Below are 13675 nucleotides of genomic sequence, written 5' to 3' on the forward strand. Positions count from 1 at the left end.
AAAGATACTTTACATTATCAATTTACTGTGTAGATCATTTTCGCACATTTCCTTAATAAATACGCAAAAGCCACTTTCCTTCTGCGTATTTATTTACCTTTCATTTTAAACTTTAAGTCTATAACCTGCGCCCCTACTGTTTAAATATGTGCAGGATTAGAATATGAGAATTCAATTGAAAAATACATATTATAAATTATTAAAGGTAACTAAATCTAATTTAGATTCAGCTACCTTTTTAATTTATCTATAATTTTAAAATAAATTTTACTTAGTAGTATCAAACATAATTTTTTAAACTACCAAACCTCTTCTTTTGGCATATAGCCTAAAAGCTACTTCTTCAACAAATGAGAATAAACTTGTGGTTATAAAATATATTCCTAAAGCAATAGGAGCTTTAAAAGTAACCAATCCACTTATTATAGTTGTTATTATGATGTTGGTTTTGCTTAGTTTAGCTTGAGCTTTTAATCTAAGAAAAGGTATATAAGGTAATATATTGGGACTAAGCATTGAAACTGCATATATTGCAGGCACTATAAATAAACTATCTGACATCTTCAAGCTAACTACCCAAGGTATAAGCGCAGTTCCAACCTGCATAGGCATATTTAAAATCACTCTATACAAATTAAAAACTATAGGTATCTGAAGTAAACTTGATAAAATACCTATCATTCCCCTTGCATTTTGCTTAAAGTACTTTTGAGTCTCAATTTCTAGCTTTTCCTTATTACTTTTATATTTCTCTTTTATTTCTTCAAGCCCCTTAGAAAACTCCTGCTGACTATACATGCTTAACTTTTGCTTAAATGATATTGGCATAAGAATTAGCTTAACCAATATAGTTAATAGTATAATTGCTATTCCTAAGTCTCCTGTAATATTAAAAAAATAATTAAGTGATACGTTTAGTAAATTTGAAATGATGTTCATATTCTTCCTCCTAAAATTTAAAATAAATAAAAAACACCATTTCATTTAAAACTGTACACAATACCGCCAAATATCATATTTTTCATATGATATATAATCATTTATTATCATAAATCTTGAATAATCCAAGTATTTAATATAAATCCTACTTACAACATTATAATTTAGCTTTTTTCTATATTTTCTTAAATATGTAATTGTGCAAGTAATAATACTTATAAGAAACACTAGAACAAAAAACAAATGCATAGTATTCATTAACTCTGCTCTCATAAAATTACCTCACGAAATTCTATATATGCATATAGTATATCACTTTAGAATTTATTTACAATGATCCTAGTTCATATATAATATTAGGTTACACATTTCATAGCTCCAACTATTGCCAATATATTCTACTATATAAAATCGGATAATTATGGTACAATATCCAAGTAAAATTTAACAACCATAGATGGATGGCTGTGGAGGTTTTGAACATTTTTTCCTCCTTGGGCTATTGGTGAATTATTTCGCTGTAGCTGAGGGGGTGGTATTGGATATGCTAGAATTGATTATAAAATGTTTTGCTACTCTTTATATTATTAGATTAGTTTTAAAACATAATCTTTTTATTTCTAAATTGATAATTAAGATTAATTTTCTTGGAATTCACATAGAAATTAATAGCAAAGAGAAAAAGCACCCATCCGACCAAGAATAGTGCTTTAGTCTCTTCATAAATTTGTAATTTAGGTCCAATAGCCCTAAAACAAAATAAATGTTTTAATGATTAGCTTGGTGTTGACGCACTAAGCTTTTCTTATTTATATTATATCAAATTCTTTTAGAAAAATACATATAGAATTGATATTTTAAATTGTAACTTACCATATAACTTCTTAAAATAAAAATTTCGCTTTGAGTCAACCCTACATACATTTTTAAAATGCATTATTTTACTTCCCATAAAACTTTATAAGCTTTTAATGCAATTTCTTCATTTAACTGGTAATCTTACTTCAAAAATAGTTCTATTATCATCACTATAGGCCTTTATCGTTCCTTGATGCAACTCTATAATATTTTTTGTGATAGCTAGCCCTAATCCAGAACCACCTATATCGCTATTTCTTGATTTTTCTACCCTATAGAATCTATCAAATATGTATGGTAAATCTATTGCTGATATTGACTGGCCATAGTTTATAACTTGAACTACTGCCATATTCTCTTCCATTTTTGTTGTTACATCAACATAAAAACCATCTCGGCCATACTTAATTGCATTGGACAGCAAATTTTCAAATGCTCTAACTAACTTACCTGCATCTGCATTTACTATTAGCTTATCCTCAGAAAAGTTGATTCTTGATTGCATTTCTGCATTTTTAAATTGATATTCAAAATACGCAACTACCTGACCTAATAATTCTACCAAATTAATATCAACTTTATCTAAATTAATGGTGTTATTTTGCATTTTAGTGAGTTCAAACAAGTCATTAATAAGTAAATTCAATGCTTTTGCCTTTTCAAATGCTATATTAGCATAATATCTTAGTCTTACTTCATCTTTATACTTATCAGCATCAATTATTTCTAAATAACCTATTATAGACGTTAATGGAGTTCTTAAATCATGAGAAACATTAGTTATCAAGTCATTTTTAGTTTGTTGAGCTTTTCTTTCTACTATTGTTATCTCCTTAAGTTGCCTTGAGATATTATTAATATTTTCTGCTAAATTCCTAATATCATTTTCTCCATCAACTTCTATTAATCTGTCCAAGTCACCACTTGCCATTATTTCAGTTTGATCTATAATAGCTACCAAACTTTTAGTTTTTCTATAAGTAATAAGTAAATATACTCCTACAAATAATGAAATTCCGGCAATCACATAGGTTGCACCTTCAAACATTATAGAGTCAATGAGTCTTCGAAATTTAAAAATATAATTAATGAGTTGAATTTTAGTATTTAAATATAAATATATTAATATTTTACTAACTATCATTAAGCTTATATAAGTTAATAATAATGTAGTTCCAATCTCACCTAATGGTGATAGCCAATATTTATAGAATCTTTTATTTTTCAATTTTATATCCAACTCCCCATATAGTATGAATTATCTTATTTCCTTCCATATGATGTTCTATTTTATCCCTTAATCTGCTCATATGTACCATAACAGTATTATTAGATTGATAATATCTTTCCTTCCATACCTTTTCAAAAATTTCCTCCGCGCTAAAAACTCTTCCTCTATTTGTAGCTAACAGATATAATATTTCAAACTCTCTAGCCGTTAAATCTACTTCTTTATCATCTATAGTCACCTTATGCTTACTCTTATCTATAACCATTGATTCAATTCTTATTATATCCTCTGAAACTTGCATTTTTAAATTTAAAAAATATGATCTTCTCATTAATGCCTTAACTCTAACTATAAGTTCCAATTGGTTAAAAGGTTTGCATACATAATCATCTGCACCAGTCATAATCCCTTGAATCTTATCCATATCTTCTGATTTTGCACTTAGCATAAGAATTGGTATGTTATACTTTTCCCTTACCCTTCTGCAAACCTCCAGACCATCCATGTGGGGCATCATTATATCTAAAACTATCAAATGAATTTCTTCCTTCTCCAAAATATCTAAGGCTTCCTCTCCACAACTTGCCTTAAATACATTGTATCCTTCATTTCTAAGATTTATTTCTAGCAAATTTCTTATTTCTTTTTCATCATCTACTACAAGAATATTATTCATTTATTCCTCCATTTTTATAATTATTTTTGTAAGTATTCCTCTAATGTAATTCCATTATCATGAATATACTTAGCAGCTTCCTTACCTACATATCTAATATGCCATGGTTCATATTCAATTCCTGTTACACTTTTCTTTCCATAAGGATATCTTATAATAAAACCAAATCTATAGCAATTTTTTGCAAGCCAATCTGCCTCCTTAGTTCCCTTTGCAAAATATCCGTTTTTATTAGTAATATCAATGCACAGCCCTGTTTGATGCTCACTAAATCCAGGTTTAGCTACATATGCATCTGCAAGCTTTTTCCCTTGAGATATCACACGATTTTCATAAATATCTTCTTGTGACTCATAAGATCTATAACCCGAATTACCAAGTAATATTATCCCGTCTTTTTTAGCCGCATTTACTAATTCTTCTAATGGCTTTACAACAGTTCCTGCTACGTGTTTTTCTTCATCATCTGATCCATTTGAAAATGGTATGTTAGGTATGCTTAATCCTTCTGGTACATAATTCCCACTTAATCCATGCTTCTCATTTACTAATAGTATTTTTTCGCTTCCATTAGCTGTGTTTACTTCAAACAACTTGTCTTTATCATTTGAACCATAATTACTTGTATTTCCTTCAATATACCAAAATCCGCAAATTATTATCATCGTCATTATTATAAATCCTGATATCTTTTTATATACTTTTCTCATATCTTCTACTTCCTTTCAAATGTCATAATTTCATTGTAGAAGATAGACTTTACAAGAATTATAAATAAACCTTACGAAATCTTAAGTTTTAAAAAACTTACCTTGACTAAAAAAAATGCCAATACTATTCGAATAGCATTAGCATTTTTTATCATATACAAATTTAACAGAATATAAGATACCCAATTTTACTTACATAATATAATTTTTTGTGTAATTGTATCTAATTTAAATGAACAATTATACTATTAAATTAATTTTTATATTAGTTCCTTCATTTTAATTCCATAAAATTGTTTTATTAAAATACAATTTTCAATGTTAAAATATCTTCTTTAATTTCTGCTAATGCTTTAGCATTTATTCTTTCAGCTAATAGCTTCACAATTGAAAGGCCTAAACCTGTACTGCCAGAACTTCTTGATTTATCCCCTGTATAAAACTTTTCAAATAATAAATTTACATCTATTTTTTTAGGATCTTCAATTTTATTGGCAAAGCAAAGCTCAACATGTTCCTTTTTCACAAGTGATATTTTGACATAACTTGAACCGTATTTCAATATATTTGATATTAAGTTTTGAACAATACGCTGTAGAATTATTTTATCTCCTTCAATAAATATTGTTGTATTTGGCAAATCAAAAATGGGCTCAATTCCAGCTTCTTTAAATGGCATTATATTTTGGAGCATTGCATCTGAAAGAAAATTATTCATATTAATTTTTTCTAAATTTATATGCATTCTATCATTTTCAATAATAGTTATTTCAAAAAAACTAGTAATGAGATTATGTAAAATCTCAGATTTCTTTTTTATAATACTTATTTTTTCTTTTTGATTTTCCGACAATTCACTTTTTTCTAGTAATTGTAGATAACCAATTATAGAAGTAAGAGGAGTTCTTAAATCATGAGATATATTTGCGATAGAATCCTTAAGCTTTTGCTCATTTCTCAACACCTCTATTCTTAGCTGCTTTTGATAATTTATATTTCTATTAATGTTACCTGCAAGGTATTCAATATCTTTGTCAAGCAACGATACATCTATCTTCTTTTCTGTTTTGCCTTCTGAAATATTTTCTAATTGTTTTCCTATACTTTTTATTTGCATCTTTAAATGAAATACATAAGAAATTAATAAAATAACAGTAAGGCTTAATATCAATATAATCAGCATTATACCCATCCTTATATAATAAGTTTATTTTAATTCACATTTACAAAATATATTATAACTTAACATTATTATAAACCCTAATAAAATTATACCTTCTAAAGAAAATGATATAAATTCAAATGCTGAGTTATTGTTTAAAATCACTCTAAGCAAATTCATTGGATGCCTATATAATGGCAAATTCATACTTCTGGCAACAAATAAATATATAGCATTCATAAGAATTGTAATAACTGATACTATAATAGTTTTTAAATTATCTCTAAATATTACTCCAAAAAGTATTATTACAGAAAAAATAGCTAAATATAATAATGTTGTACAAATTAAAATTTTCATTAGTGTAATTACATTTACTCCACTTGGTGCATTAAAGCCATACTTTATAGTAACAGCGAATGCACCAGAAAAAGAAAAGATAAGCATTGATACAGTTGTAATAATAAGTATTGAAACAGCTTTTGTAAAAAAAATAATACCTCTACTATTTCCAGATGCAACTTTAGTAATTAAAGTCCTATTTGAAAAACTTTTTCCTATTAGCAATGCTGGAAAAGCTGAAATTAACATGCAGGTTCCTGGAGCATCATGGAGCATTGCTAGTAACACTTCATATCCTCCTATAGGTAAATTATAATAATTCATTTCTAAATCTCCATAACCTGAATATGCTCCATAAATAATAGCAATTCCTATCATGAGCAAACAAATATAATTATGTCTAACCTCATAGATTTCCATTTTTAATAACTTTCTCATTTACTACACTTCCTTTTATTTTAGCTCTGCTTTTTTAAAGAGGACGTATGATATGCTCAAGAAAAATAATATTGCACAAATACCAATTAGTCCTGCGTCTTTAAATTGATTTGGAATTAAAGGCCTATACAAGATAAGGCGTGCCTGTGCTAATGGTAGATACCTAAATATAGTTGTTCTTATATCATTTGTTGAGTTTAATAGAGAGATATTTATAAAATATATTACAACTGAAATTCCTGTTGCTTTTCCAATATCTCTAAACATAAAAGCTATGAACACACTTACACTTGACATAGCCATCCCTAATAACGATGTTATTATTATTGTTTTAGCTAAAATATTTCCCTCATTTATAAAATATCCTGTAGTATATCTATGTAAGATAATGTTAAGAATCACATTTACAATTGGGCTAAACAAAATAACTAAATTAACTCCAATAAAATATGCTGACACCTTGCAAACAAATATTTTAAGCCTACTATGACCTGCACTTATTCCGTTATTTATAGTCCTATCTCCAAAATCACTTCCAAAAGAAATTGCCCCAAGTAATATAGGAAATATCATTAATAAACATGCATAATAAAAGCTTACACCTATATTTTCATATCCAGTTATGAATGTATTGCTATCTGGAGTCATTGTAATTCCAAAAAGTGTACTCATGATAAACACTAGCCAAAAGCTTTTACTTAAAAATAATTTATAAACCTCTGTTCTAAACAGATTAATCATATTTCCTGCCTCCAATTCTTCTAATAAAGTAATCTTCAAGGCTATCTCCCGCCAAAGAAATTCCGGTTATTATTAAATTATTTCTTGATAATGCTATTGAAACAGATTTAATATCATCTAAATAATCATATAAACGAATTGTTTTGTCTGGCATTATTTGATAGTTATTTGTATGAAGCTCTTCTTCTAATATAGTAGCTGCAATAGATACATCATCTATATTAATTGCAATATGCTTTTTACACTTTTCATTAAGTTCTTCTTGTGTTAATGACTCCAATATCTTTCCATTAGAAATAATAATATAATGATCGGCAGTTTGATAAAGTTCCTCTAAAATATGGCTTGAGATTAAAATAGTCATTCCTTTTTCTTTATTTAATCTTTTAATAAGTTCTCTTATTTCAACAATTCCCACAGGATCAAGTCCATTTACAGGTTCATCTAAAATCAAAAACTCTGGATCATTGATCAGTGCTAGAGCAATTCCTAATCGCTGCTTCATTCCTAAAGAAAAATCCTTTGCTTTCTTTTTTCCTGTATGTTTTAATCCAACTAATTCTAAAGTATCTTCAATAACCTTTTTATCGGGAATTCCTCTTTGAATGCGTTGAATCTCTAAATTTTGATATGCTGTCATATTAGGATATAATGCAGGAGTTTCTACCATGCAACCTAGTCGCTTTCTTTGTTCTTGTAATTTCTTTTCCCCAGTTTGTCCAAATAAATAAAGTTCACCAGATGTAGGAAATGATAAGCCAGTAATAAGCCTTATTAAAGTTGTTTTTCCCGCACCATTTTGTCCAACAAAACCATATATATTTCCTTTTTCTAATTTTATATTTATATTATCCAAGGCTTGTGTATTTTTGTATCTCTTTGTTAAGTTTTTAGTTTCTAAAACATAAGTCATAATAACATCTCCTTTGCTTTTCCATATTTACATTGTAAAAATCGTACTTAAAGAAAATCTTAAATCAATTCTAAAGAAAACCTTAAATATTTTCTCCATAACAAAAAAGCAGGCTTTACTCCTGCTTATATATTTCTTTTTATTTGTTATTTTAACTTATAACCCATTCCCCATATAGTTTCTATATATTCTTCATTGGGATTTGCGCTTTTAAGCTTATTTCTAATATTACTTATATGGACATTTAGTGTATTATCTTCACTAAAATATTCTTCATTCCATATACTTTCAAATAAATTTGCCTTTGAAAAGACTTTTTGTGGATGACTTAATAATAAAAATAAAATACCATATTCCTTTGAAGTTAATACAAGTGTATTTCCGTTTACTATTACTTTCTTTTCCTCTTCATATAATATAATATCTTTATAAGTTAAAATTGATTTTTTTATATTTGAATCTGAACTACAGCGCCTTAAATTACTCTCTACTCTTGCTAATATTTCATTTAAATCAAAAGGCTTGGTCACATAATCATCAGCACCTAAACGTAATAAATCTACCTTTGTATGTACCATATCCTTTGCAGATAATACGATGACAGGTATATTAGAAAAGCTGCGCAGTTCCCGTAAAATCTCATCTCCACTTTTATATGGCAGCATTAAATCTAAAATAACTAAATCATACGTTAAAGTTCTTAATTCTCTCATACCATCTATTCCAGTATTAGATATCTTTATTTCATATCCACTTTCCTTTAAAAATTCCTTAAGTAGATTACAAATTTCTAAATCATCTTCTATAATTGAAATCCTTTGTTGCATATCATCACCAACCAAATTACTACTTATTTAACTAAACCTGTATAATGAATTTAACTATAAATACAATAGTATCATTCTTTTAATATTGTTTCAAATCCATATTGGTTTAAAATAGTCAATTTACCAAACGCTTAATTGTTATCTTTTATTTAGATAACACTAATATTACATGGGAAAATCTTATGGATAACTATAAAATCATCAAATGTTTTATCACAATAAACAATTACTATCCAACTGGTAGACCAGCATATTTCCTAAATCTACTAGTTTGATAATAAAGCGAATGAAACTAGTTTCCTTTAATATGGAAAAAAGAGAATCACCTCATTCTGAGTTTGATTCTCTTTAATTATTTTAATTTTTAAGTTGTAATTTGTGTATAGATAGCTAATTTAAGAATTCAACTTATTAAATTAACATATTTACAAAATTGCTAGAACTTTAAGCTTATATCTTAACTAGAAATCATAAATATATTTGTGTAGAAAACATTTGAAAATGAGCTGTTAAAGGTTCTTAGCTGTAGGTTGTTCCGTTTTAGCTTGTGAAGTGAGGGTCCAAAATTTTATTTTGGGTTCTCGAACTTCCTCAGCGAATGTAATGAGTCGAGCTTCCCTAGGAAAGTTGGAGCATGCTAAAGTGGGTACAACCTATTGCTTAGAACCTTCAGCGATATTTTCATAGCTTTTCGGAATCAAAATATTTATGATTTGGTAAGTAGACTAGGGAATCACTTCCCTAACCCCTCTCAGAACCGTACGTGCGGATTTCCCGCATACGGCTCCCCACATTATAATTCACAGTATATATGATATATCTTCTTTTAAGTTGAAAATATTAACATATATTTTAGCTTTAGGTATTTTGAAGCACTCAAACATAGTGTCAAAACTTCTCCAGTTATAACTTCTTTTCTGACTTCTTTTGTTTAGCCATTTAAAAGTTAGTTTTCTTACTAAATATCTGAAAGTTGCGAGACTTAAACTGTTGTCAGTGATTCCGTAATACCTATAATATCCTATTAGTCTCTGTGTCAGTTTCTCCATTAATAATGTGAGCGGCACTGTTCTATTATTCTTTAACCATTCATTCAATCTCTTTATGCTAGCTCCAAATTTCTTTGAGCTAGTCTTCCTCTTAACTCTAAAACTTCCATTCTTTCTGCAACTGCAGAAGTGTGTAAATCCTAGAAAATCAAAAGTTCTATCTTTATATGATTCTAACTTTCATGCTCTCTTGAATTTTCTATCATAGTAGGCATTCTTACCGAAATATAATATTTTAGTTTTATCTTCAGCTACCTGCAAGTTAAATTTGTCTAATCTGTTTTTCAATGCTTCATAGAAAGCTTTCGCTTCGTCTTCATACTGAAAACAGCAAACAAAATCATCCGCATAGCGTACTATGTACGCCTGTCCTTTACACTTCTTTTTGATAAAGTTATTAAACCATATATCTAAAACATAATGTAAATAAATGTTTGCTAATGTTGGAGATATTATTCCCCCTTGTGGAGTTCCTTCATATACTTTATAAAACTTTCCGTTTTCCATTATTCCAGTTTTCAAAAATCTACCTATATATCTAAGTAAGTTCTTGTCTGCAATCCTGTGTTCAAGAAATTTCATCAACCACTTGTGGTCAACATTATCAAAGAATCCTTTAATATCAGCATCTACAACATAATTCACATTCTTTTCAGATAAATATACATTTAAGATTTTAAGAGCATCATGACAACTTCTATTTTGTCTAAACCCAAAAGAACTATCAATGAAATCTTGTTCATATATTGATTTTAATATTTTATTAATGGCTAATTGTACAACTTTGTCTTCATATGCCGGTATACCTAGAGGTCTTTTCTTGTTTGAACCAGACTTATCTATGTATACTCTCCTTACAGGCTGCGGTCTATATTTAAAAGTCTTCATTCTAATTAGTAGATTATCAATATTATTCTCTAAGTTAGTTTCATATTCTTCCTTTGTTACCTTATCCACTCCTGTAGCCTTATTTCCGCTCAGTTCATAATGGCATAAAATTAGCATTTCCTTGTTAACTAAATGCATTAGTGATGTAAATTTCTCTTTAGGATTATTTCCAGCTATTTCTGCTATCCTCTCAAGTTTTGTGTACATTTTTTTTTTCCTCCTCTGTGTGAGAATTTCTGTTTCTCTTTTCAAGGTCTATAATATGTTACACCCTTCCCTCCATGGTCATTACTCATTTCTTCAGTACTATGGTGTAATCCGACTACTCATTATCATTTGAATACCTCTGATTTCTAATCATTGTTTTCCATACTCTGAAGTCAGAGAATAATGAGTCCTCCCAAGTTGACGTACTATATCAATGTATACCATGCTACACCTTAAAACCACGAGAAAGCACAGATATTCTTGCAATAATGATTATCTATGTTCTGACTTCTAATTTACCGATATTATCGTCCTTTCTGACTTTGTGATAATTTCGTGGCTAGTAGTTTCAGCATTCGCTTGCGGCCTGGTACCTTGTTTGTCTACACTTAACTTATTACATCGCCATAATAAGCCCAAGACTAACTAATGACTGGTTGATGGCCTTTGTCATGCAGGATTCCCACCTGCTATATAGTAATAATGAGGAAGGTTAGCCCTCATTATCTTTTACGCCCTTGCTTGGCGTACCGGTAAGTTATCACATAAATCTAGATTTAAAGTTGAATATCTATATTTACATTGTGCCGTATACTAAACCTGAAACTTCTGTATCATTTCATTTAAATCCTGAGCAAGACGTGTTTGTTCTTGAGCCGTTTTTGCTATCTCATCTGTTGCTCTATTAACTTCATCAATATTGTTTACTATTTCATCAGTTTCTTGTGAAGATTTTTGTGCTGTATCAGCCATGCTCTCCACTGCTTTAGTAACCTGTTCCATTGTAATTGAAATTTCTTTAGTCATTTCAGCTATTTCATTTGACATTTTACTTACAAATTCTGCATCCTTATAATTTTCTTTTCCAATTTCAATCATATCTTCAAACTTAGGATTTACTCTTTCCTTCATAAAAGTTAGTACCTCGTCACTATTGTTGGAAAGATTTCTAAATGCATTTTGAACTTTGAAGATTGTACTTTTTATAGATTCTACGGCATCTGAACATTGTTCTGCAAGCCTTCTTACTTCTTCAGCAACTACTGAGAATCCTTTTCCATGTTCGCCAGCCCTTGCCGCCTCTATAGCTGCATTTAGTGCTAATAGATTTGTCTGCTCTGATATCTCTGCAATAGTGTCCGCCATAACTTTTATATTTTCTACTACTTGTCCTTCTTTTATTGCTTGAAGTATTTTTTCTTCTTTTTCACTAAACAATATTTCTATTTCTCTAATGGATTCCAAAGATCTATTTTGCATATCTTCTACTCTAGTTTTTGCAGCACTTGCATTATAACTTCCTTCTACTGCCTTATTTGTTAATACATTAATACTTGCCTCAACTTCTTCTACTGAAGCATTTATTTCTTCTGCCGCTGAACTAGTTTCTTGAATACCAAAATTAATATTACCAATTCCGGAATTAATATTTTGAGACATTGCTGAAAATTCTTCAACTGTAGCAAATAATTCTTCACTCGCTGCACTCATATCTTGTGAATTGTTCATTATTTTCTTAATTAGATTTATTAAATCCTGCCTCATATGCTCAATTCCTCTGGACATATCTCCAATTTCATCTTTGCGTTTTAAATCTTTTTCTAATGTCTTTTCAGTAAAATTACCTTCTGATAAGTGTTTAAAGTGAGTCACTGCACTTGCTAATGGTTTTGATACCTTTTTATCTATGTATAAATATATTGCTATCCCAACCAAGATTAACACTATAATAGAAGATATAATATTATTTATAACAAATTTTCTTATAAACAGCTGACTTTCAGCCTTGCTTTTACCTGTAAATATAACTCCAACTGTCTCATTGTTATCTCCAGTAATTGGTGAATAGTATGCATCAAATTTACTTCCTAAAATATTAGCCTCTCCTGAATATGCATTATTACTCAAAACAACTTTTGCAATTTTTTCATCAAGTTTAGTTCCAACAACCCTTTCGCCATCTTTCATTATACTTGTTGCAATTCTTACATCTCCCATAAAAATAGTAGCATCGCACCCAAATTTACTTTTAACATAATCTACTAGATTATTAGAATCTAATCTATACCCTACAGACACAACTCCAATAATATCTCCATTTTCGTTCTTTACTGGCGCACCTGCTCTAGCTGCAAGTTTAATTTGAGTTCCACTTTCAACTTGAGAGTTTAATTTACCAGCAAGAGCATTTCTTATATTTGCCTGATTTAAAATACTATCTCCCTTTTTATCTTGTTCATAAGATCTTACAATTACATTACCTTTTTCATCAGTTATTGTAACAAATTCTACATCTAGATCTTTTAATATATCTTTTAAATCATTAAAAATCTCCTGACTATCTTTATTCTCAATTCCCTTTATTATTCTAGGATTTAAGGCCAATTGACTTCCAATACTTAAAGACTCATTTTTCAATTCCTTAATTTTTTCGCTTATTGTTTCATTAGCATTCATTACTTCCGTCTTATTGTTACGATCTGAATAAGAATTAAAGCTAATTGTACTGATAACTATATTTGCACTAAACAGTAAAATTGTTAGTCCAAAAATAAATAGAATCAATTTGAACTTTATTGAATTTAATTTCATACTTATCTCCCTCCTACCCTCTAAAAAATTTTAACCTTCTCTAGGTGTTAAATCATATTAACTCTATATTCCTTGATTTCGTCATTAATTATCAAATTCCTT

12 protein-coding genes are annotated in these 13675 nt (G+C 28.9%); all 12 read right to left on the minus strand.

Translation table 11 applies throughout. The features are described from left to right. Nucleotides 1-294: 294 nt before the first annotated feature. Complete coding sequence (locus tag KEC93_RS18505; RefSeq protein WP_012059827.1) at nt 295-939, minus strand: YidC/Oxa1 family membrane protein insertase; 645 nt, start codon at nt 937-939, stop codon at nt 295-297. Nucleotides 940-1921: 982 nt separating this feature from the next. Continuing rightward, nucleotides 1922-3025, minus strand: a complete 1104-nt coding sequence (locus tag KEC93_RS18510) for a sensor histidine kinase (RefSeq protein ID WP_077869453.1) — start codon at nt 3023-3025, stop codon at nt 1922-1924. After that, nucleotides 3015-3704, minus strand: coding sequence for a response regulator transcription factor (locus KEC93_RS18515; RefSeq protein ID WP_077869454.1), 690 nt, complete (start codon nt 3702-3704; stop codon nt 3015-3017). Before KEC93_RS18515 ends, KEC93_RS18510 begins: the two co-directional genes overlap by 11 nt. A 20-nt stretch (nt 3705-3724) precedes the next feature. Beyond that, nucleotides 3725-4414: a M15 family metallopeptidase gene (locus tag KEC93_RS18520; protein ID WP_077869455.1), complete on the minus strand. Its 690-nt coding sequence runs from the start codon at nt 4412-4414 to the stop codon at nt 3725-3727. A gap of 301 nt (nt 4415-4715) precedes the next feature. Continuing rightward, nucleotides 4716-5597: a sensor histidine kinase gene (locus KEC93_RS18525; protein ID WP_077869456.1), complete on the minus strand. Its 882-nt coding sequence runs from the start codon at nt 5595-5597 to the stop codon at nt 4716-4718. A 24-nt stretch (nt 5598-5621) separates the two neighbouring features. Then, nucleotides 5622-6356, minus strand: a complete 735-nt coding sequence (locus KEC93_RS18530; RefSeq protein ID WP_077869457.1) for an ABC transporter permease — start codon at nt 6354-6356, stop codon at nt 5622-5624. A 15-nt stretch (nt 6357-6371) separates the two neighbouring features. Further along, entirely contained in the window at nt 6372-7097 is a 726-nt protein-coding gene (locus KEC93_RS18535; RefSeq protein WP_077869459.1) for an ABC transporter permease, read from the minus strand. Then, complete coding sequence (locus KEC93_RS18540; RefSeq protein WP_077869458.1) at nt 7090-8010, minus strand: ABC transporter ATP-binding protein; 921 nt, start codon at nt 8008-8010, stop codon at nt 7090-7092. Before KEC93_RS18540 ends, KEC93_RS18535 begins: the two co-directional genes overlap by 8 nt. Nucleotides 8011-8156: 146 nt before the next feature. Continuing rightward, nucleotides 8157-8837 carry a response regulator transcription factor gene (locus KEC93_RS18545; RefSeq protein WP_065417733.1) on the minus strand — a complete coding sequence of 227 codons (681 nt, stop codon included), beginning with the start codon at nt 8835-8837 and terminating at the stop codon, nt 8157-8159. A gap of 800 nt (nt 8838-9637) precedes the next feature. Further along, nucleotides 9638-9886 (minus strand): hypothetical protein, encoded by a 249-nt coding sequence (locus tag KEC93_RS26585; protein ID WP_238953652.1) that lies wholly within the window; start codon nt 9884-9886, stop codon nt 9638-9640. Between the two features lie 180 nt (nt 9887-10066). After that, nucleotides 10067-10981 carry a group II intron reverse transcriptase/maturase gene (ltrA, locus tag KEC93_RS18550; protein WP_012059836.1) on the minus strand — a complete coding sequence of 305 codons (915 nt, stop codon included), beginning with the start codon at nt 10979-10981 and terminating at the stop codon, nt 10067-10069. Nucleotides 10982-11575: 594 nt separating this feature from the next. Then, nucleotides 11576-13573, minus strand: a complete 1998-nt coding sequence (locus KEC93_RS18555; protein WP_012059837.1) for a methyl-accepting chemotaxis protein — start codon at nt 13571-13573, stop codon at nt 11576-11578. Between the last annotated feature and the right edge of the window lie 102 nt (nt 13574-13675).

The sequence above is a fragment of the Clostridium beijerinckii genome, from assembly GCF_018223745.1.
GTDB lineage: Bacteria > Bacillota > Clostridia > Clostridiales > Clostridiaceae > Clostridium > Clostridium beijerinckii.